The following is a 21131-nucleotide window of genomic DNA, read 5'->3' as shown; positions in this document are numbered from 1 at the left end:
CCGACATCGAGACTTCGGACAGAGCGGTCGTAGAGGGTGGCGCTGGGCGGGGCGATCGCCTTGACTGGGCGCAGATTCGCCGCCTGGCCCTGACCCACAAGAAAGCCCTATGGATCGCCAACGGCGTCGCGGTTCTGGCGGTGCTGTGCTCGGTGCCGATCCCTCTGCTGCTGCCGCTGTTGGTCGATGAAGTGCTGCTGGGCAAAGGTAATGGCGCCCTGTTGTTCATGAATCACTTTTTGCCGGAAAGCCTGCACAAGCCGGTGGGCTATATCGGCTTGATGCTGTTGACCACCTTGTGCCTGCGTTTGGGGGCGTTGCTGTTCAACGTCATTCAGGCCCGGCTGTTCGCGGGCCTGTCCAAAGACATTGTCTATCGGATTCGTGTCCGCCTGATCGAGCGGCTCAAACGGATTTCCCTGGGAGAATATGAAAGCCTGGGCAGCGGTACGGTGACAGCGCATCTGGTGACTGACCTGGACACGCTGGACAAATTCGTTGGCGAAACCCTGAGCAAGTTCCTCGTGGCGATGCTGACGCTGACGGGCACGGCGGCGATCCTGGTGTGGATGCACTGGCAACTGGCCCTGCTCATCCTGCTGTTCAACCCGTTGGTGATTTACGCCACCGTCAAGCTGGGCAAGCGCGTCAAACACCTCAAGAAGCTTGAGAATGACAGCACGTCGCGCTTCACCCAGGCGCTCACCGAAACCCTCGACGCCATTCAGGAGATCCGTGCCGGAAATCGGCAGGGCTATTTCCTGGGGCTGTTGGGCGGGCGCGCCAGGGAAGTCCGCGACTACGCGGTGTCTTCGCAATGGAAAAGCGATGCGTCAGGCCGGGCCAGTGGGCTGCTGTTCCAGTTCGGCATCGACATCTTTCGCGCAGCGGCGATGTTGACCGTCCTGTTCTCGGACCTCTCCATCGGCCACATGCTGGCTGTGTTCAGCTACCTGTGGTTCATGATCGGGCCGGTCGAGCAACTGCTGAACTTGCAATACGCCTTCTATGCGGCGGGCGGCGCACTGACGCGCATCAACGAGCTGTTGGCCCGCGCCGATGAGCCGCGATATGAAGCTCGCATCAACCCTTTTCTCGGTCGCAAGACGGTGGGCATCGATGTGCGAGGCCTGTGCTTCGGCTACCACGAAGAGCCGGTGCTCGACCACCTCGACCTCAGCATCACAGCAGGGGAGAAGGTCGCCATCGTCGGCGCCAGTGGCGGCGGCAAGAGCACGCTGGTCCAATTGCTGCTTGGCTTGTACAGCGCTCGGGCGGGCAGTATCCGCTTCGGCGGCGCGACCCTGGAAGAGATTGGCCTGGAAACGGTTCGCGAGCATGTCGCCGTGGTGCTGCAACACCCGGCGCTGTTCAACGACACCGTGCGTGCCAACCTGTCGATGGGACGCGAGCGCAGCGACGAGGCCTGCTGGCAAGCCTTGGAAATTGCTCAACTGGATGACACGATTCGGGCGCTGCCGCAAGGGTTGGACAGCGTGGTTGGCCGTTCCGGGGTGCGCCTCTCCGGCGGCCAGCGGCAGCGGCTGGCCATTGCGCGCATGGTGCTTGCCGATCCAAAAGTGGTGATCCTCGATGAGGCCACCTCGGCGCTGGATGCGGCCACCGAGTACAACCTGCATCAAGCGCTCAACCGCTTTCTCATGGGGCGCACGACATTGATCATCGCGCACCGTCTGTCCGCCGTGAAGCAAGCCGATCGGGTGTTGGTATTCGACGGCGGTCGAATTGCCGAAGACGGTGATCATCAACAGCTCATCGCCGAAGGCGGTCTCTACGCTCGCTTGTACGGTCACCTGCAACAGGTGTGATACAGCCTGTCGGTTTTTTTCAATCCTTCTCTCAAATGGCGTATCGCCAGTGGAACACGTCAATTCTTGGGCTATGCTTGAGCGCTGTATTCAATGAAAGTGTAAAAAGCGTCATATTTACGTCTCTATCCCCTTGAGTGGTGGCATCGGCTCATTCGGGTGGCGATTAGAGGCAAGCCGCTGCATCGTGGAAATTAGCCGAGTCCCGGGTTCTCAGGAGGTCGCCTGAGTCGGGGAAGTGAGTATCTGGCAGTGCTGATGAAAGGGACACCATGAAGCAAAAGCGGATTCTCGAGAAGCCCCGTCTTCTGGGCATCGTCTGGCCATTCATCGCAGTGGTGCTGTTACAGGCACTCCTGGGTTGCATCAGCCTGTACATGATGTCGGCTGTGCGCAGTTATGTGGGGGGAGAGAGCCTCTGGTCGAAGGGCCAAAAAGATGCCATTTATTATTTGAATCTCTACGCCAACAGTCGCGATGAGATCGATTACCTGAAATATCAGAAGGCCATTGCCATTCCTCAGGGCGGGCACGACCTGCGGGTGGCCATGGATCAGCCGGTTCCCGACATCGCGCGCGCCAATGCAGGCATTCTGCAGGGTGGTAACCATCCCGACGATGCCCGAGGCATCATTTGGCTCTACCTCAATTTCCGGCATTTCAGCTATTTGGAAAAAGCCATCGACCTGTGGAAGATCGGTGACAACTACCTCGTGGAGCTGGATGAAGTCGCTCGGCAAATGCACGGGCGCATCGTCGATGGCAGCGCCACCAATGCCGATGTGCTGGCTTGGCGACAGCGCATCAACGCGATCAATGAAGGTGTTACACCCGCGGCGATGGCCTTCAGCGATGCGCTGGGGGAAGGCTCACGCCTCATCTTGCGGATCCTGGTGGTGGTCAATCTCACCACTGCCGTGCTGCTGATCATTCTCGCGCTGTTGCGGACCCATAAATTGCTGGAGCAGCGTCATGCCTTCGCTGCGGCCTTGCAGGTCGAGAAGGAGCGGGCGCAGATCACCTTGGAATCCATTGGCGACGGGGTCATCACAACAGACGTCAATGGCGGCATCACCTACCTTAATCCTGCGGCTGAACTGCTGACCCATTGGAAAAGCGACCAGGCAACCGGGCTGCCCCTCGCTGCGTTGTTCAACCTGCTCGATGAAAACGACCAGAAAGACAGCTCCACGCTGATTGAGCACATTTTGAGTGGAAAACTGGCTGGCGGCAGCGAAAACTCCAAACTCATTCAGCGGCTGGATGGCAGCACGGTTTCCGTTGCCTTGGTGGGCTCTCCAATCCGCACCGACGGCAACGTCAGCGGGGCAGTGTTGGTGCTCCATGACATGACCCAGGAGCGGCAATACATCGCCAATCTGTCCTGGCAAGCGACCCACGATGCATTGACCGGGCTGGCCAACCGTCGTGAATTCGAATACCGGCTCGAACTGGCCTTGAACGGTTTGGCCCATCAGCCGGGGCACCATGCGGTGATGTTCCTTGACCTGGACCAGTTCAAGCTGGTCAACGACACCTGCGGCCACGCGGCGGGCGACGAATTACTCCGGCATATCTGTGCTTTGCTGCAGCAAGGCATCCGTGACGGGGACACCCTGGCCAGGCTGGGGGGCGACGAGTTCGGGATCCTGCTGGAGCATTGCGCGCCGGATGCGGCGGAGAAAATCGCTGAAGGTCTGCGACAGACCGTCGAAAGCCTGCACTTTGTGTGGAAGGGCCGACCGTTCATGACCACGGTCAGTATCGGTCTGGTTCATGTATCGAACTCACCCACCACCCTTGAGGCGTCCCTACGCGCGGCGGACATGGCCTGCTACATGGCCAAGGAAAAAGGTCGCAACCGCGTGCAGGTTTATCACGATGACGACTCGGAGCTGTCGACCCGCTTTGGCGAAATGGCGTGGATTCAGCGTCTTCATATGGCCCTAGAGGACAACCGCTTCTGTCTCTACTCTCAGGAAATCGCCTACCTGGGTAACCGTGGGGCGTTGGATAGTCACGCGGACAGCGGCCATGTCGAGATTTTGCTGCGGCTCAAGGATGAATCCGGCCGCCTGATCCTGCCGGACAGTTTCATTCCTGCCGCCGAGCGATACGGCATGATGACAACGCTGGATCGCTGGGTGGTGCAGAACGTGTTCAAGGTGATCGCCGACTGTTTGCAGGACAATCACCGGCAAGGGCCGATGGCGGTATGCGCCATCAACTTGTCCGGCTCCAGCATCGGCGATGACGCTTTTCTCGAATATTTGCGACAGCAGTTCCAGATTTACGCAATTCCTCCTGAACTTATCTGTTTCGAGATCACCGAAACCAGTGCGATCGCCAATTTGGGCAGCGCCATTCGGTTCATTAACGAGCTCAAAAGTCTGGGATGTCGGTTTTCCTTGGATGACTTCTGTGCAGGCATGTCGTCATTCGCTTACTTGAAACATTTGCCTGTGGATTTTCTCAAGATTGATGGCAGTTTCGTAAAAGACATGCTCGACGATCCGGTCAACCGGGCGATGGTGGAAGTGATTAACCATATCGGGCACGTGATGGGCAAACAGACGATCGCCGAGTTCGTCGAGAGCCCTCAGATAGAGCAGGCGTTATTGGAAATCGGGGTGGACTACGCTCAGGGGTATGTTATTGAGCGGCCGCAATTATTCACCTGTGAATGTCTGCACGCACGGCCCGCGAGGCAGACCCCCATGTTGTTCAGCGCACCTGGGACTTTTCGCTGAGCGACCCCATGCAACATAAAACTAGGAGCTACACAGTGATCGATATGTTCATTAGAACCGGTCCGCTGATGGATGCCAGCAGTTACCCCGCTTGGGCACAGCAATTGATCGAAGATTGCAGTGAAGCCAAGGCTCGCGTGGTAGGGCATGAACTTTATCAACGCATGCGAGATGGTCAGCTCAGTTCGAGGACCATGCGCCAATACCTGATTGGTGGTTGGCCTGTTGTCGAACAGTTTGCGGTCTATATGGCTCAGAACCTGACCAAAACCCGTTTCGCCCGGCATCCGGGAGAAGACATGGCGCGTCGCTGGTTGATGCGCAATATCAGGGTCGAGCTCAACCATGCCGATTACTGGGTAAATTGGAGCGCGGCCCACGGGGTCACCCTGCAAGACCTGCAAGCGCAACGGGTTCCGTCCGAGCTGCACGCACTCAATCACTGGTGCTGGCACAGTTGTTCGTCGGAGCCGCTGGTCGTTGCCATCGCAGCCACCAACTACGCCATCGAGGGCGCTACCGGTGAGTGGTCTGCTGTCGTATGTTCACAAGAAACCTACGCAGATTTGTTCCCGCCGGAGATCCGCAAGCGCGCCATGAAATGGCTGAAGATGCACGCGCAGTATGACGATTCGCACCCTTGGGAAGCCCTGGAGATCATTTGTACGTTGGTGGGCAACAACCCCAGCGAGCAATTGCAGGCCGACCTGAGAATGGCAATCTGCAAAAGTTATGAGTACATGTACTTGTTTCTGGAGCGCTGCATGGTTCTGGAACGCCCGCAGGAAGCGAGCGGGGCGTTGCGAGAGCGTCGTTTCGCGCGTGCCTGAACCCGCTTAACCTGCCATTTCAAGACGGTTCCGGCCCTGACGCTTGGCCGCATAAAGGGCGCTGTCGGCGCGACGCAACAGGCTGTCGGGAGACTCTCCCGGCAGCAGCGTCGAGCAACCCAGGCTGACGGTCAACTCGATCGGAGAACCCTCGACGGAAAGGGTAAGCTGCAGAGCCGCGTGACGCAGGCGTTCGCCGACCAGCGCAGCCGACTCACGACCGGTATTGGTCAGCACGATCAGAAATTCTTCTCCGCCAAACCTGAACACCTGATCGATATTGCGCAGACGATCCTTGATGGTGCGGGTGACAACTTTCAAAACCCCATCCCCCGTGGCATGGCCATAGGTGTCGTTGATGGTCTTGAAATGATCGATATCCAGCATTAACACCGACAGCGGTTGCTGCTGGCGGCGCGCAATTTCTATTTCCCGTGTCAGCGATTGCTCCATGGCAATGCGATTGCCTGCCCCGGTCAACGGGTCGCGCAGGGCGCTGAGGCTGGCATGGCGGTACAGCAAAGCGTTGCGAAGCGGGTACAGCAGGCTGCCCAGCAGGGACTCCAGTTGCGCCAGTTCCGGCTCGTTGAAGCGTCGGTCTCGTTGAAAGCCGAATTCTCCCAGAGGCTCGCCCTCGAAACTCATGCGGTAGCTGGCGCTATGCCGCCCGCGCTCGCCGAGCTCAAGGCGCAGATCGGTGTCCCCGTGCTGGTAAATCAGCGCGCCGAGCGGGATCAAGGGCTGAACACTGTCAAAGAACATCGAAAGGATCTTGTCCGCTTCCAGACTGCTCTGCAGTTGCAGGGCCAGTTTGCGTCGCAATTGCTCTTCATCCAGCGGTGGCTGCACGGTGCTGTTGACGCTGACCAGGCCCAGGCGCTGAAGCCGTGCGCTGTCGAAATCGATGGCGTTCGTCGGGGGTGGAAAACTCATGTTTTCGCTCCTGCACCTTTAATAGGGCTTGACGAGCACGGAGCGAAAGTCATGCCAGTTTGCCTGCTTTCGAAAGCGGTCATGTAGATCAATGGGTTAGCGTCATTCACAGTGGCAAGGAACATTTCCGGCGCCTTGGAGTTGACTAACGTAACCGGTCTGTGACCCAGCCACTACGGCGAAGCGACGGAAAACCGTCGAGCGGATGAAAGGTGCTGGCGCCCGGGCGGGACGCGCAGCAGATCATGTCTTTTTCTGCGCGTCGAACGCCTGGCCGTTGACGCCTTTGCTATCGGGGCCCATCAGGTACAGGTAGACCGGCATGATCGCTTCGGGGGGCGGGTTGTTCAGTGGGTTTTCCGCCGGGTACGCCTGGGCGCGCATTTCGGTGCGAGTGCCTCCGGGGTTGATGCTGTTGGCGCGAACCGAGGCCACGTCTTCCAGTTCATCGGCCAGGGTTTGCATCAACCCTTCGGTGGCGAATTTGGACACGCCATACGCGCCCCAATAAGCGCGACCCTTGCGTCCCACGCTGCTGGACGTGAAGACCACCGAAGCGTCTTGCGACAGTTTCAGCAGCGGTAACAACGCCGCGGTCAGCATGAACATCGCATTGACGTTGACGTGCATCACGCGCATGAAGTGCTCGCCGGATAACTGCTCGACCGGGGTCCGAGGGCCGATGATCGACGCGTTATGCAGCAGCCCGTCCAGGCGCCCGAATTGGGCTTCGATCATGGCGGCCAGTTCGTCGTACTGGTAAGACAGCGCGGTTTCCAGATTGAAGGGGATGACGACCGGCTGCGGGTGGCCGGCCGCTTCGATTTCGTCGTAGACGGTTGTCAGGTTCGATTCGGTCTTGCCCAGCAACAGCACGGTTGCGCCGTGGGCGGCGTACGTCCTGGCTGCTGCGGCACCGATCCCACGGCCTGCGCCGGTGACCAGAATGATGCGGTCCTTGAGCAGATCGGGGCGGGCGGAGTAGTTGAACATGGGAGGGTCCTTGAATGGATAGCCGGTGTGCCTCTGCCTCCTGCCCCTTCGGGCCGGAGGCAGATCAGGCTTCTCAGCAGCTACACAGTGCGTTGTCGAGCACGCGGCGCAGCTCCAGCGGATGGTCCACGACCACGTCTGCCCCCCAGTGATCGGGGTTGTCGTGGGGATGGATGTAGCCGTAGCGCACGGCGGCGGTCTTGGTCCCGGCGTCGCGGCCGGATTCGATATCGCGAAGGTCGTCACCGACGAACAGTACGCTGGCCGGGTCGAGATCGAGCATCTTGCACGCCAGTAACAGCGGCTCGGGGTCCGGCTTGCTCTTGGACACGTGGTCTGGACAGATCAAGACTGCCGAGCGTTGATCCAGGCCCAGCCGCTCCATGATCGGTTGAGCGAAGCGTACCGGTTTGTTGGTGACCACCCCCCAGATCAACCTGGCCTTTTCGAGATCGGCCAGCAACTCGGGCATCCCTTCGAACAGGGCTGTGTGCACCGCGCAGTCTTGCTGGTAACGCTCGAGGAATTCCAGGCGCAGCGCCTCGAATTCCGGTTCGTTGGGCGACATCGCGAAGGCGGCCGACACCATGGCCTTTGCCCCGCCGGAAATTTCGTCCCGAATCAACTTGTCCGCCACCGCCGGAAAACCTCGGTCCGCCAGCATCCCCTGACAGATCGCGATGAAGTCCGGCGCGGTGTCGAGCAGCGTGCCGTCCATGTCGAAAAGAACTGCTCTCAAACGCATGGATCAGCCCTCTCTCAGCGTCTGGATCATGTAGTTGACGTCGACGTCGGCGGCCAGTTTGTAGTGCTTGGTCAGCGGGTTGTAGGTCAGTCCGATGATGTCCTTGACGGTCAGGCCCGTGCTGCGGCTCCAGGCGCCCAACTCGGATGGGCGGATGAATTTCTTGAAGTCATGGGTGCCGCGCGGCAGCAGGTTCATGATGTACTCGGCGCCGATGATCGCGAACAGGTAAGCCTTCGGATTGCGGTTGATCGTGGAAAAAAACACCTGCCCGCCCGGCTTGACCATTTTGTGGCACGCACGGATGACCGAAGAAGGATCCGGTACGTGTTCGAGCATTTCGAGGCAGGTCACCACATCGAACTGCTCGGGCATTTCCTCGGCCAGGGCCTCGGCGGTGATCTGGCGGTACTCGACGTTCACGCCTGACTCCAATTGATGCAGCTGCGCGACGGCCAGCGGCGCTTCGCCCATGTCGATCCCGGTCACGGTCGCGCCCCGCAGGGCCATCGCCTCGCTCAGAATGCCGCCGCCGCAACCCACGTCGAGCACCTTCTTGCCCGCCAGGCTGACCCGTTCGTCGATCCAGTTCACCCGCAGCGGGTTGATGTCGTGCAACGGTTTGAATTCGCTGTTGCGGTCCCACCAGCGATGGGCCAGTGCTTCGAATTTGGCGATTTCGGCGTGGTCGACGTTGCTCATGTGTGATCCCTCTGAAACGTTTGATTCGGTGTCAGGCCACGGCCAGTGCCGTGACGTTGAAAATCGGTTCAGCCCTTGGCGGCAATCCGGTTGCCCCAGGCCTTGGCGGTGCGTATCAGCGCGGACTCGTCCATGCGGGTCAGCCGCTTGTCTTGCAGCAGCGCCTTGCCCGCGACCCAGACATGGGTGACGCAATCGCGGCCACTGGCATAGACCAGTTGGGAGACCGGATCGTAGATCGGTTGCTGCGCGAGCCCGGTAAGGTCAAAGGCGACCATGTCGGCAGCCTTGCCAAGCTCCAGTGAGCCAGTGTGGTCCTCGATGCCCAGTGCCCGAGCCCCGTTGAGCGTTGCCATGCGCAGTGCGCGATGGGCGTCCAGCGCAGTGGCCGAACCGGAAACCGCCTTGGCCAGCAGGGCGGCGGTACGGGTTTCGCCCAGCAGATCCAGATCATTGTTGCTGGCTGCGCCATCGGTGCCGATGGCGACATTGACCCCGGCCTGCCACAGCCGTTCGACCGGGCAGAATCCGCTGGCCAGCTTCATGTTCGATTCAGGGCAATGAATCACGCTGGTGTTGCTCTCGACGAGCATCGCCAGATCTTCGTCGCTGATCTGGGTCATGTGCACTGCCTGAAAGCGCGGCCCCAGCAGGCCCAGGCGCTTGAGGCGTGCCAGCGGGCGTTCGCCGCGCTGCTTGACGGCTTCGTTCACCTCGAACGCCGTTTCGTGCACGTGCATGTGGATCGCGGCATCCAGCTCGTCCGCGATGACCCGGATCTTCTCCAGGTTCTCATCGCTGACGGTGTAGGGCGCATGAGGCCCCATGGCGACTTTGATGCGGTCGTGGTGGGCCAGATCGTTGAACAGTTCGACGCCGATGTGCAGCGCTTCGTCGGCGTTCCGAGCACCTGGTATCGGAAAGTCGAGCACGGGCACGGTGATCTGTGCGCGAATGCCACTGTTGTGCACCCGGTCGCAGGCGACCTTTGGAAAGAAATACATGTCAGAAAAACAGGTGATGCCGCCTTTGAGCTGCTCGACGATGGCAATGTCGGTGCCGTCACGAACGAAGTCTTCGTCCACCCATTTGCCCTCGGCAGGCCAGATGTGATCCTGCAACCAGGTCATCAGTGGCAGGTCATCGGCAAGGCCGCGAAACAGCGTCATCGCCGCATGGCCATGGGCGTTGATCAGGCCCGGAGCGAGCAGCATGCCTGGCAGCTCACGAACCTCGACGGCGTTCTGACGCAAGGCTTCGGCCTTGGGGCCGATATAAGCGACGAGGCCATTGCGAATGCCGATTCCGTGCTGTTGCAGGACGACACCTGCGGGCTCGACCGGCACCAGCCAGTCCGGCAACAGGAGGAGGTCAAGCGGGGCGTCGGAACGAGGCATGGCGCGGGCTTCCAGTGGCGCAATACGCGGAGGGCGAAGTATACCCGAGCACCTTGACTCGCGGCTCGTTATAATCGGCGGCTTTTTTGGCCGCTGGCCATTTGATCCGAGGCGCCATGTGAAATGGTGCGAGCCAGGTGGCGCGCGAAAGCTGAGGTTCGGTGATCGCTTGAGGTACGAGCGGTCCGAACGCTCTGACTTTGGTAATTCTTTATGTGGGGTGTGCAATGCGCGATCGACTATTGGCTGCGGAGAAGGTGAAAGCCATCGATTGGCGGGACCGCGCGTTGTATCTGCTGGACCAGCGGGCCTTGCCCTTCGAGGAGACCTGGCTGCGCTACGACACGGCAGATGAGGTGGCCGCGGCCATTCAGGCGATGGTGGTGCGCGGTGCGCCCGCCATTGGTATCGCTGCGGCCTATGGTCTGGTGCTGGCGGTGGTGGACCGTATCGCGGCCGGCGGTGACTGGCAGATGGCACTGGAAGAGGATTTCGACAGGCTGGCCAATGCCTGGTCCCCGGCGGCCAACCTTTTCTGGGCGCTCAACCGCATGCGCGAGCGGCTTTACCGGATCAAGCCGCATGAGGACCCGGTCGCGGTGATGGAGGCCGAGGCGATGGCCATTCACGAAAGCGACCGCGAGGCCAACCTGACCATGGCGCAACTGGGCGCCGAGCTGATTCGCAAGCAGCAGGGCAACCTGCAGACCGTCCTCACTCACAGCAGCGCCGGTGCCCTCGCCACAGGCGGTTTCGGCACCGCGCTGGGGGTGATTCGTGCCGCTTATATAGAAGGCATGATCGAGCGAGTCTACGCCGGAGAGACCCGACCCTGGCTGAACGGTTCGCGATTGACGGCCTGGGAGCTGGCCAACGAGGGGATTCCGGTGACTGTCAGCGCCGACTCGGCTGCCGCGCACCTGATGAAGACCAAGGGCATCACCTGGGTCGTGGTCGGAGCCGATCACATCACGGCCAATGGTGACGTGGCCGGCAAGATCGGTACCTACCAACTGGCGGTCGCAGCGATGCACCATGGTGTGCGGTTCATGGTCGTGGCACCGAGTTCTACCATCGACCTGAACCTGGCCAGTGGCGAGGACATCTCTGTGCCAGAGCGGGCTGGCGCCGAACTCCTGTCCCTCGGCGGTCAGCGTCTTGGTGCGGAGGTTGACACCATCAATCCGGTCTTCGACGTGACGCCGGCCGACCTGATCGATGTCATCGTGACCGAAAAGGGCGTCGTCGAGCGACCCGATACGGCCAAAATCGCGCAGTTGATGTGCCGTAAACGCCTCCATTGAGCATTTCGGCACGGGCGCTACGGTGTGCCGGGCAATGGCGGGCGCGCCCTGTAGGCGCCTCTCAGGCCCCTGCTGGCGAAATGGCGCGTTTTCGACGTGCTCAAACGCTTCGTGCCTGACCACGGTTGTGGTAACATCCGGCGGTTTCCAAGGGGGCGCGTTGCGGCTCCCTTCACTGCGCAAATCCATGGCTTAACTCGCTGATTTGTCGTAAGTCGCTGCCAGGCAATTGTCGGCAGCGGCGAGCTTCGTTCATCCCGGAGGGGAGGGCGAGGTTTCACCAGAAAAAGGAATCAGGCTTCTCATGGGCGAACTGGCCAAAGAAATCCTCCCGGTCAATATCGAAGACGAGCTGAAGCAGTCCTACCTCGACTACGCGATGAGCGTCATCGTCGGACGTGCTCTGCCCGATGCGCGCGACGGCTTGAAGCCCGTGCACCGGCGTGTCCTCTACGCGATGAGCGAACTGGGTAACGACTGGAACAAGCCGTACAAGAAATCCGCCCGTGTGGTCGGTGACGTCATCGGTAAATACCACCCCCACGGTGACACTGCGGTCTACGACACCATCGTGCGTATGGCCCAGCCTTTCTCCCTGCGCTACCTGCTGGTAGACGGTCAGGGCAACTTCGGTTCGGTGGATGGCGACAACGCCGCCGCCATGCGATACACCGAAGTGCGCATGACCAAGCTGGCTCACGAACTGCTCTCGGATCTGCATAAAGAAACCGTCGACTGGGTGCCCAACTACGATGGCACCGAACAGATTCCGGCAGTCATGCCGACCCGTATTCCCAACCTGCTGGTCAACGGTTCCAGCGGTATCGCCGTGGGCATGGCGACCAACATTCCGCCGCACAACCTCGGTGAAGTCATCGATGGTTGCCTGGCCCTCATCGACAACAACAACCTGACCGTCGATGAGTTGATGCAATACATCCCCGGTCCTGATTTCCCGACCGCCGGCATCATCAACGGCCGCGCGGGGATCGTCGAAGCCTACAAGACCGGTCGTGGCCGCATCTATATGCGTGCCCGCTCCGTCGTCGAGGACATCGATAAGGTCGGTGGCCGCCAGCAGATTGTCGTCACCGAGCTGCCGTACCAGTTGAACAAGGCGCGGCTGATCGAGAAGATCGCCGAACTGGTCAAAGAGAAGAAGCTCGAAGGCATCACCGAACTGCGCGATGAGTCCGACAAGGACGGCATGCGCGTGGTGATCGAGTTGCGTCGAGGCGAAGTGCCTGAGGTCATCCTCAACAACCTCTACGCTCAGACCCAGCTGCAAAGCGTCTTCGGCATCAACATCGTCGCGTTGATCGATGGTCGCCCGCGCATCCTGAACCTGAAGGATCTGCTGGAAGCCTTCATTCGCCATCGCCGTGAAGTCGTCACCCGCCGGACCGTGTTCGAACTGCGCAAGGCGCGTGAGCGTGCGCATATTCTCGAAGGTCAGGCGGTGGCCCTGTCTAACATCGATCCGGTGATCGAGCTGATCAAGGCCTCGCCGACCCCGGCCGAAGCCAAGGAAGGGCTGATCAATACGCCTTGGGAGTCGAGCGCGGTGGTCGAGATGATCGAGCGCGCTGGCGCCGAATCGTCCCGTCCGGAAAACCTCGACCCGCAATACGGCCTGCGTGACGGCAAGTATTTCCTTTCACCTGAGCAGGCTCAGGCGATTCTGGAGCTGCGACTGCACCGCCTGACCGGGCTGGAACACGAGAAGCTGCTGACCGAATATCAGGAAATCTTGACCCAGATCGGCGAGCTGATCCGCATCCTCAACAGTTCCACGCGCCTGATGGAAGTCATCCGCGAGGAGCTGGAACTGATCCGTGCCGAATACGGCGACGCCCGCCGCACCGAAATCCTCGATGCGCGCCTGGACCTGACCCTCGGCGACATGATCCCGGAAGAAGAGCGCGTCGTGACCATCTCCCACGGGGGCTACGCCAAGACTCAGCCGCTGGCCGTCTATCAGGCCCAGCGCCGTGGCGGCAAAGGCAAGTCGGCCACCGGTATCAAGGACGAGGACTACATCGCCCATCTGCTGGTCGCCAACAGCCATACCACGCTGTTGATGTTCTCCAGCAAGGGCAAGGTGTATTGGCTCAAGACCTACGAGATTCCGGAGGCGTCACGCGCCGCCCGCGGTCGTCCGCTGGTCAACCTGTTGCCGCTGACCGAAGGTGAGTACATCACCACCATGCTGCCGGTCGATCTCGAAGCCATGCGCAAGCGGGCTGACGAGGAAGAGGCTGAAGGCGTGGACGTGGATGTCGAAGACATCGAGAACGCCAACGAGAGTGAAGAGGAACGCAAGGCGCGTCTCAAGGCCGCGGACAAGAAGAAGGCGCCGTTCATCTTCATGTCCACCGCCAACGGCACCGTCAAGAAGACGCCGCTGGTGGCCTTCAGCCGTCAGCGCAGCTCGGGCCTGATCGCGCTGGAGCTGGACGAAGGCGATATTCTGATTTCCGCCGCCATCACCGATGGCGAGCAGGAAATCATGCTGTTCTCCGACGGCGGCAAGGTGACGCGCTTCAAGGAATCCGAAGTGCGGGCCATGGGGCGTACCGCCCGCGGCGTGCGCGGCATGCGTCTCCAGGAAGGCCAGAAGCTGATCTCCATGTTGATTCCGGAAGAGGGCAGCCAGATCCTTACCGCCTCTGAGCGTGGCTACGGCAAGCGCACGGCGATCACCGAGTTCCCTGAGTACAAGCGTGGCGGACAGGGCGTGATCGCCATGGTCAGCAATGAGCGTAACGGTCGTCTGGTCGGCGCGGTTCAGGTGCAGGACGGTGAGGAGATCATGCTGATTTCCGATCAGGGCACGTTGGTCCGTACCCGTGTCGGCGAAGTGTCGAGCCTGGGGCGTAACACTCAAGGCGTGACCCTGATCAAGCTGGCCAAAGATGAAACGCTGGTGGGGCTGGAGCGGGTTCAGGAGCCGTCGGAAGTCGAGGGCGATGAGCTGGATGGCGAAGGCATCGATGGCGAGACGCTGGAAGGTGAGGCGATCGACCTGGCCGACGCCGACGAGGCCGGTGGTGATCTCCAAGCCGATGGCGCCGCCGACGAAGAAGAGTCGCAGGACTGATAGACGTTGTATGAGAGGGCCCTTCGCGGGCCCTCTTGGCTTTGGCCAGAGCTGCCGCCGCGCCGTGAAGGCCCAGGCTGCAGCCGTTTCGAATTCAACGAGTTGACGAGAGTGGATATGAGCAAGCGAGCCTTTAACTTCTGTGCCGGCCCTGCCGCGCTTCCTGACGCCGTCCTGCAGCGCGCCCAGGCCGAGATGCTGGATTGGCATGGCAAGGGCTTGTCAGTGATGGAGATGAGTCATCGCAGCGACGATTACACCGCCATCGCCGTGAAGGCCGAGCAGGATCTGCGCGAGCTGCTGTCCGTTCCCTCCAACTACCGGATTCTCTTCCTGCAAGGGGGGGCGAGCCAGCAGTTCGCCGAAATCCCGCTCAACCTGCTGCCGGAAAACGGCACGGCGGATTACATCGAAACCGGCATCTGGTCGAAAAAGGCCATCGAGGAAGCTCGCCGATTCGGTAACGTCAACGTGGCCGCCAGCGCCAAGCCCTACGATTACCTGGCGATTCCTGGCCAGAACGAATGGCAACTGACCCAAAACGCTGCCTACGTCCACTACGCCTCCAATGAAACCATCGGTGGCTTGCAATTCGACTGGGTCCCCGAGACGGGTGATGTTCCGTTGGTCGTCGACATGTCTTCGGACATCCTGTCACGCCCTATCGACGTCTCTCAATTCGGGCTGATCTATGCGGGCGCGCAGAAAAACATCGGTCCGAGCGGTCTGGTGGTGGTCATCGTGCGCGAAGACCTGCTAGGGCGAGCCCGCAGCAGTTGCCCGACCATGCTCGACTACAAGATCTCCGCCGACAACGGCTCGATGTACAACACCCCCGCCACCTATTCGTGGTACCTCTCGGGCCTAGTGTTCGAGTGGCTGAAAGAGCAGGGCGGTGTCGAAGCGATGGAGAAACGCAATCGAGCCAAGAAAGACCGCCTCTACGGGTTCATTGACGGCAGCGACTTTTACACCAACCCGATCAGCCCTAACGCCCGGTCCTGGATGAACGTGCCATTCCGTCTGGCGGACGAGCGATTGGACAAGCCGTTCCTGGCCGGTGCCGAGGCCCGCGATCTGCTCAATCTCAAGGGTCACCGCTCGGTCGGCGGCATGCGCGCGTCGATCTACAACGCTTTGGGCCTGGACGCCGTAGAGGCGCTGGTGGCCTACATGGCTGAATTCGAGAAGGAGCACGGCTGATGTCCGAGCAGGAACTCAAAGCGCTGCGGGTGCGCATCGACAGCCTGGACGAAAAGGTTCTGGAACTGATCAGCGAACGCGCTCGCTGCGCCCAGGAAGTGGCTCGGGTCAAGATGGCCGGCCTCGCAGAAGGTGAAGAGCCTGTGTTTTATCGCCCCGAACGTGAAGCGGCGGTGCTCAAGCGGGTCATGGAGCGCAATCGCGGCCCATTGAGCAATGAGGAAATGGCGCGCTTGTTCCGCGAGATCATGTCGTCATGCCTGGCGCTGGAGCAGCCGTTGAAGGTTGCGTATCTCGGTCCGGAAGGCACCTTCACCCAGGCCGCTGCGCTGAAACACTTTGGTCATGCCGTGATCAGCAAACCGATGGCGGCGATCGATGAAGTCTTCCGCGAAGTGGCAGCGGGGGCGGTCAATTTCGGTGTGGTCCCGGTGGAAAACTCCACTGAAGGTGCGGTCAACCACACGCTGGACAGCTTCCTCGAGCATGACATGGTCATCTGTGGCGAAGTCGAGCTGCGTATTCACCATCACTTGCTGGTGGGCGAAAACACCAAGACTGACAGCATCAGTCGAATTTACTCCCACGCCCAGTCGCTGGCCCAATGCCGCAAGTGGCTGGACGCGCATTACCCCAACGTGGAGCGCGTAGCGGTGTCGAGCAACGCCGAGGCCGCGAAGCGGGTCAAGGGCGAATGGAACTCTGCGGCGATCGCGGGTGACATGTCGGCCAGTCTCTACGGTCTGACCCGTATTGCCGAGAAGATCGAAGACCGCCCCGACAACTCGACTCGCTTCTTGATGATCGGCAATCAGGAAGTGCCTCCGACCGGCGATGACAAGACGTCGATCATCGTATCGATGAGCAACAAGCCGGGGGCGTTGCATGAACTGTTGGTGCCTTTCCATGAGAATGGAATCGACCTGACCCGCATCGAGACGCGTCCCTCGCGCAGTGGGAAATGGACCTACGTATTCTTCATCGATTTCGTCGGCCACCACCGTGACCCGTTGATCAAGGCCGTGTTGGAGCGTATCAGCCAGGAAGCTGTTGCCCTGAAGGTATTGGGCTCCTATCCCAAAGCGGTCCTCTGATCTCGGGTGTCGTTCGACAGGTCGGGGCATCTGGATCGAAACCTATGGGAGTGATGTGCTCGCGCTGCGTCAGACCGGCCTCCCAGCGGGTGGCTGACACACTGCGATCGCGAGCGCACCCTGACACGCTCACGGCGACGAACTGAGTCAATTTTTCATGAGGTACAGCGGTAAATGAGCGGCGACTTCCTCGCGCTGGCGCAGCCCGGCGTGCAAAAACTTTCGCCTTACGTTCCCGGCAAGCCGGTGGACGAACTGGCACGTGAGCTGAATATCGATCCGGCCAGCATCATCAAATTGGCCAGCAATGAGAACCCGATGGGCGCAAGCCCCAAGGCACTGCAGGCCATCCGCGATGCACTGGCCGAGTTGACCCGCTATCCCGATGGCAACGGCTTCGATCTCAAGCAGGCGTTGGCCGAGCGATGCGGCGTGCAAGCCAATCAAGTGACGTTGGGCAACGGTTCCAACGACATTCTGGAAATCGTCGCCCGGGCCTATCTGGCTCCGGGCCTGAATGCTGTCTTCAGCGAGCACGCGTTCGCCATTTACCCGATCGTCACGCAAGCCGTTGGCGCCAACGCGCGAGTGGCCAAAGCGAAGGCATGGGGGCATGACCTGCCCGCGATGCTCGCGGCCATCGACAGCAATACCCGCGTGGTATTCATCGCCAACCCGAACAACCCGACCGGCACCTGGTTCGGCCCGCAGGCACTGGCTGATTTCCTCGCCGATGTGCCGAAAGACGTATTGGTGGTGCTGGACGAAGCCTACATTGAATACGCCGAAGGCAGCGATCTGCCGGACGGCCTGGACTTCCTCGACACTTACCCGAATTTGCTGGTGTCGCGCACCTTCTCCAAAGCCTACGGCCTGGCATCGTTGCGTGTGGGTTACGGCCTGTCGTCGCCCGCAGTGGCCGATGTGCTGAACCGCGTGCGTCAGCCATTCAACGTCAACAGCCTCGCGTTGGCGGCGGCCTGCGCTGCGCTGGGCGATGCCGAATACGTAGCTGAAAGCCGTCGCCTGAACGAGGCCGGCATGCAGCAACTGGAAGAGGGCTTGCGTACACTGGGCTTGGGCTGGATCCCGTCGAAGGCCAACTTCATTGCAGTCGACGTCGGACGTGAAGCAGGGGCGGTTTACGATGCCTTGCTGCGTGAGGGTGTCATCGTGCGTCCGGTCGGCGGTTACGGCATGCCTCACCACCTGCGTGTCAGCATCGGCCTGCCTTCGGAGAACAACCGCTTCCTCGAAGCATTGAGCAAGGTCCTGGCGCGTGGTTGATGTCACAGCAGTGCAACCGATTGAACCTATGATCGGCCGCCTGGTGGTGGTCGGCCTCGGTCTGATCGGGGGTTCGTTCGCCAAGGGTTTGAAGCAAAGCGGTCTTTGCCGCGAAGTGGTCGGTGTCGACCTCGACCCGCAATCGCGCAGACTGGCTGTCGAACTGGGTGTTGTCGATCGTTGTGAAGAAGATATTGCTGCAGCCTGTGTCGGTGCCGATGTCATTCAGTTGGCAGTGCCGATCCTGGCCATGGAAAAATTGCTGGGCGTGCTCTCGACGCTCGACCTTGGGAATGCCGTGCTGACGGATGTGGGGAGCGCCAAGGGCAACGTCGTGCGCGCGGCGCGCGAAGCCTTCGGCGCGGTGCCCGTGCGTTTCGTACCGGGGCACCCCATCGCCGGGTCTGAGCAAAGCGGCGTCGAAGCGTCCAATGCCCAGTTGTTCCGCCGTCATAAGGTCATTCTCACGCCCCTGCCGGAAACGGATGCCGCTGCCCTGGCCGTGGTCGACCGCCTGTGGTCCGAACTGGGTGCCGATGTGGAGCATATGCAGGTCGAGCGGCATGACGAAGTGCTGGCTGCCACCAGTCACTTGCCCCACCTGCTTGCGTTCGGCCTGGTGGATTCTCTGGCCAAACGCAACGAGAATCTCGAGATATTCCGCTACGCGGCAGGTGGTTTCCGGGATTTCACCCGCATCGCCGGCAGTGATCCGGTGATGTGGCATGACATCTTCCTCGCCAACCGCGAGGCTGTTTTACGTACTCTCGATACCTTTCGCAGCGACCTGGATGCCCTGCGTGACGCCGTGGACGCTGGGGACGGCCATCAACTGCTCGGTGTCTTCACCCGGGCCCGTGTCGCGCGGGAACATTTCGGCAAGATTCTCGCCCGCCGTGCTTATGTCGACAGAGCCGCTGCGGGGGCTGTGACATTCGTTGCCCAGCCGGGCGGATGCGTCACCGGCCGGCTGCGCGTGCCTGGCGACAAATCGATGTCTCATCGGGCGATCATGCTGGGGTCGCTTGCAGATGGCACGACGGAAGTGGAAGGCTTTCTGGAAGGTGAAGACGCTTTGGCGACCTTGCAAGCGTTTCGCGACATGGGCGTGGTCATCGAGGGTCCGCATCATGGTCGTCTGTCCATCCATGGCGTGGGTCTTCACGGGCTCAAGCCCGCCCCAGGCCCGATCTACCTCGGCAACTCCGGTACCTCCATGCGTTTGTTGGCCGGTTTGCTGGCGGCGCAACGGTTCGACAGTGTCCTGACCGGCGACGCGTCGCTATCCAGGCGATCGATGGGGCGAGTCATCGAACCTCTGCGTGAGATGGGGGCGGTCATCGAAACCGCTGCCGACGGTCGGCCGCCATTGACGATCCGCGGCGGGCAGTCACTCAAGGGCATCGGTTATGTCCTGCCCATGGCCAGCGCCCAGGTGAAGTCCAGCCTGCTGCTGGCGGGGCTGTATGCCCAAGGAACTACAACCGTGACCGAGCCTGCGCCCACGCGCGATCACACCGAGCGTATGCTGCGCGGATTCGGTTACCCGGTCTCCGGCAACGGCGCCACGGCGTCGGTCCAGCCGGGTGGTTCTCTCAAGGCTACCCGCATCGAAGTCCCGGCGGACATTTCCTCGGCTGCCTTTTTCCTGGTCGCCGCGTCGCTCGCGGAGGGTTCGGATCTGCTGCTCGAACATGTCGGCGTCAACCCGACGCGAACGGGAGTCATCGACATCCTGCGTCTAATGGGTGCAGATATCTCGGTGCAGAACCTCCGGGAAGTGGGCGGCGAACCGGTCGCTGACTTGCGGGTTCGTCACGCCCGGCTCAAGGGCGTCGTCATTCCAGAAGCACTCGTGCCGCTGGCCATCGACGAATTTCCGGTGCTGTTTGTCGCGGCAGCCTGTGCCGAGGGGCGGACGGTGCTGCGAGGGGCGCAGGCGTTGCGCGTCAAGGAGTCCGATCGCATTCAGGCCATGGCCGACGGTCTGACAACGTTGGGCGTACCGGTTGAAGCCAGTGCCGATGGCCTCATTATTGAAGGCGCAAGCCTCAGTGGTGGTGAAGTCGACAGTCACGGCGATCATCGCATCGCCATGGCGTTCAGTATCGCGTCGCTGCGCGCGGCAGCCCCGATTCGTATTCGGGACTGCGCCAATGTGGCGACATCTTTTCCCAATTTCCTGGCGCTGTGTGGCCAGGCGGGTATTCGTGTAGCGCAAGAGGGGCAATCGTGAAAGCTCAAGCTCCGGTCATTACGATCGACGGACCAAGCGGTTCCGGAAAGGGGACGGTAGCCGGTTTGCTGGCCAAGCGTCTGGGGTGGTGCCTGCTGGATTCGGGCGCGCTGTACCGACTGCTTGCCTTCGCGGCGGGCAACCATGGTGTCGACCTGACCAACGAAGAGTCGCTGAAGCTGCTGGCTGCGCATCTGGATGTGCAGTTCGAGGCGGCGACCGATGACCACGGTCAGCGCATCATTCTCGAAGGCGAAGAGGTGACGATGGCCATCCGCAATGAGCGGGTCGGCAGCGGCGCGTCGCAGGTCGCATCCCTGCCCGCCGTCCGTGAAGCCCTGCTGCAGCGGCAGCGGGCATTTCAGGAGTTTCCGGGGTTGATCGCCGATGGGCGGGACATGGGCACCGTCGTGTTCCCGGCCGCGCCATTGAAGATTTTCCTGACCGCCAGCGCCGAGGAACGGGCCCGTCGCCGATATTTGCAGTTGAAGGCCAAAGGTGACGATGTTAGTCTGTCGAGTCTGCTAGATGAGATACGTGTCCGCGACGAGCGCGACACCCAGCGAGCGGTTGCCCCGCTCAAGCCGGCGCCTGACGCCATTCAGCTGGATTCCACCGAATTGTCCATCGAACAGGTGTTGGAACGCATCATGAGTGAAGTCGCGCTTCGCGACCTCGCCGGGTGATTTGAAAGCCATGTGGGAAGACCAGTCGAAGTCCCGCAGGCT

The 21131-nt window shown here is 60.9% G+C and carries 15 protein-coding genes; 10 read left to right on the top strand and 5 right to left on the bottom strand.

Features of this window, described 5'->3' with window-relative positions; translation table 11 throughout:
• The first annotated feature begins 5 nt into the window (after positions 1-5).
• From DBP26_RS07525 to DBP26_RS07515, 3 genes are all read left to right on the top strand, one after another.
• The gene (locus DBP26_RS07525; RefSeq protein WP_256601707.1) at positions 6-1829 is read left to right on the top strand and encodes an ABC transporter ATP-binding protein; all 1824 of its coding nucleotides are present in this window, start codon (positions 6-8) and stop codon (positions 1827-1829) included.
• Between the two features lie 272 nt (positions 1830-2101).
• The gene (locus tag DBP26_RS07520) at positions 2102-4579 is read left to right on the top strand and encodes an EAL domain-containing protein (protein ID WP_108237250.1); all 2478 of its coding nucleotides are present in this window, start codon (positions 2102-2104) and stop codon (positions 4577-4579) included.
• A 35-nt stretch (positions 4580-4614) separates the two neighbouring features.
• The gene (locus DBP26_RS07515; protein WP_108237249.1) at positions 4615-5409 is read left to right on the top strand and encodes an iron-containing redox enzyme family protein; all 795 of its coding nucleotides are present in this window, start codon (positions 4615-4617) and stop codon (positions 5407-5409) included.
• A 6-nt stretch (positions 5410-5415) separates the two neighbouring features.
• Here the strand turns inward: DBP26_RS07515 and DBP26_RS07510 are convergent, their stop codons facing one another.
• The 5 genes from DBP26_RS07510 to DBP26_RS07490 all read right to left on the bottom strand — a co-directional run bounded on the left by DBP26_RS07510 (position 5416) and on the right by DBP26_RS07490 (position 10179).
• Positions 5416-6342 (bottom strand): GGDEF domain-containing protein, encoded by a 927-nt coding sequence (locus DBP26_RS07510; protein ID WP_108237248.1) that lies wholly within the window; start codon positions 6340-6342, stop codon positions 5416-5418.
• A 243-nt stretch (positions 6343-6585) separates the two neighbouring features.
• Positions 6586-7335: a YciK family oxidoreductase gene (locus DBP26_RS07505; protein WP_108237247.1), complete on the bottom strand. Its 750-nt coding sequence runs from the start codon at positions 7333-7335 to the stop codon at positions 6586-6588.
• 73 nt (positions 7336-7408) lie between these two features.
• On the bottom strand, positions 7409-8080 hold the full coding sequence (gene mupP, locus DBP26_RS07500; protein WP_108237246.1) for an N-acetylmuramic acid 6-phosphate phosphatase MupP: 672 nt from the start codon (positions 8078-8080) through the stop codon (positions 7409-7411).
• Between the two features lie 3 nt (positions 8081-8083).
• Positions 8084-8782 carry a bifunctional 2-polyprenyl-6-hydroxyphenol methylase/3-demethylubiquinol 3-O-methyltransferase UbiG gene (ubiG, locus tag DBP26_RS07495; RefSeq protein WP_108237245.1) on the bottom strand — a complete coding sequence of 233 codons (699 nt, stop codon included), beginning with the start codon at positions 8780-8782 and terminating at the stop codon, positions 8084-8086.
• Positions 8783-8850: 68 nt separating this feature from the next.
• Positions 8851-10179: a TRZ/ATZ family hydrolase gene (locus DBP26_RS07490; RefSeq protein WP_108237244.1), complete on the bottom strand. Its 1329-nt coding sequence runs from the start codon at positions 10177-10179 to the stop codon at positions 8851-8853.
• Between the two features lie 227 nt (positions 10180-10406).
• On the opposite strand from DBP26_RS07490, the gene mtnA reads away from it, so the two are divergent.
• From mtnA to cmk, 7 genes are all read left to right on the top strand, one after another.
• The gene (gene mtnA / locus DBP26_RS07485) at positions 10407-11483 is read left to right on the top strand and encodes an S-methyl-5-thioribose-1-phosphate isomerase (RefSeq protein ID WP_108237243.1); all 1077 of its coding nucleotides are present in this window, start codon (positions 10407-10409) and stop codon (positions 11481-11483) included.
• Between the two features lie 304 nt (positions 11484-11787).
• Positions 11788-14583, top strand: a complete 2796-nt coding sequence (gene gyrA / locus DBP26_RS07480; protein WP_108237242.1) for a DNA gyrase subunit A — start codon at positions 11788-11790, stop codon at positions 14581-14583.
• 117 nt (positions 14584-14700) lie between these two features.
• Entirely contained in the window at positions 14701-15786 is a 1086-nt protein-coding gene (gene serC / locus DBP26_RS07475; RefSeq protein ID WP_108237241.1) for a 3-phosphoserine/phosphohydroxythreonine transaminase, read from the top strand.
• Positions 15786-16880 (top strand): prephenate dehydratase, encoded by a 1095-nt coding sequence (gene pheA, locus DBP26_RS07470; protein ID WP_108237240.1) that lies wholly within the window; start codon positions 15786-15788, stop codon positions 16878-16880. Before serC ends, pheA begins: the two co-directional genes overlap by 1 nt.
• Before the next feature lie 174 nt (positions 16881-17054).
• Positions 17055-18167: a histidinol-phosphate transaminase gene (hisC, locus tag DBP26_RS07465; protein WP_108237239.1), complete on the top strand. Its 1113-nt coding sequence runs from the start codon at positions 17055-17057 to the stop codon at positions 18165-18167.
• A 28-nt stretch (positions 18168-18195) separates the two neighbouring features.
• Positions 18196-20403, top strand: a complete 2208-nt coding sequence (locus DBP26_RS07460) for a bifunctional prephenate dehydrogenase/3-phosphoshikimate 1-carboxyvinyltransferase (protein WP_256601627.1) — start codon at positions 18196-18198, stop codon at positions 20401-20403.
• Positions 20400-21089 (top strand): (d)CMP kinase, encoded by a 690-nt coding sequence (gene cmk, locus DBP26_RS07455; protein WP_108237237.1) that lies wholly within the window; start codon positions 20400-20402, stop codon positions 21087-21089. Before DBP26_RS07460 ends, cmk begins: the two co-directional genes overlap by 4 nt.
• Positions 21090-21131: the final 42 nt, after the last annotated feature.

Origin of the sequence: Pseudomonas sp. RIT409 (genome assembly GCF_003052515.2) — a bacterium.
Taxonomy (GTDB): Bacteria; Pseudomonadota; Gammaproteobacteria; order Pseudomonadales; family Pseudomonadaceae; genus Aquipseudomonas.
Note: the sequence above shows the minus strand (reverse complement) of the source record. Positions and strands in the feature narration are given on the sequence as shown.

Excerpts from the sequence above, each read along its gene's own strand:
- DBP26_RS07520 (WP_108237250.1), top strand. The coding sequence starts at position 2,102 with ATGAAGCAAAAGCGGATTCTCGAGAAGCCCCGTCTTCTGGGCATCGTC.
- DBP26_RS07510 (WP_108237248.1), bottom strand. The coding sequence starts at position 6,342 with ATGAGTTTTCCACCCCCGACGAACGCCATCGATTTCGACAGCGCACGG.
- DBP26_RS07505 (WP_108237247.1), bottom strand. The coding sequence starts at position 7,335 with ATGTTCAACTACTCCGCCCGCCCCGATCTGCTCAAGGACCGCATCATT.
- mupP (WP_108237246.1), bottom strand. The coding sequence starts at position 8,080 with ATGCGTTTGAGAGCAGTTCTTTTCGACATGGACGGCACGCTGCTCGAC.
- ubiG (WP_108237245.1), bottom strand. The coding sequence starts at position 8,782 with ATGAGCAACGTCGACCACGCCGAAATCGCCAAATTCGAAGCACTGGCC.
- DBP26_RS07490 (WP_108237244.1), bottom strand. The coding sequence starts at position 10,179 with ATGCCTCGTTCCGACGCCCCGCTTGACCTCCTCCTGTTGCCGGACTGG.
- mtnA (WP_108237243.1), top strand. The coding sequence starts at position 10,407 with ATGCGCGATCGACTATTGGCTGCGGAGAAGGTGAAAGCCATCGATTGG.
- gyrA (WP_108237242.1), top strand. The coding sequence starts at position 11,788 with ATGGGCGAACTGGCCAAAGAAATCCTCCCGGTCAATATCGAAGACGAG.
- serC (WP_108237241.1), top strand. The coding sequence starts at position 14,701 with ATGAGCAAGCGAGCCTTTAACTTCTGTGCCGGCCCTGCCGCGCTTCCT.
- pheA (WP_108237240.1), top strand. The coding sequence starts at position 15,786 with ATGTCCGAGCAGGAACTCAAAGCGCTGCGGGTGCGCATCGACAGCCTG.
- hisC (WP_108237239.1), top strand. The coding sequence starts at position 17,055 with ATGAGCGGCGACTTCCTCGCGCTGGCGCAGCCCGGCGTGCAAAAACTT.
- DBP26_RS07460 (WP_256601627.1), top strand. The coding sequence starts at position 18,196 with ATGATCGGCCGCCTGGTGGTGGTCGGCCTCGGTCTGATCGGGGGTTCG.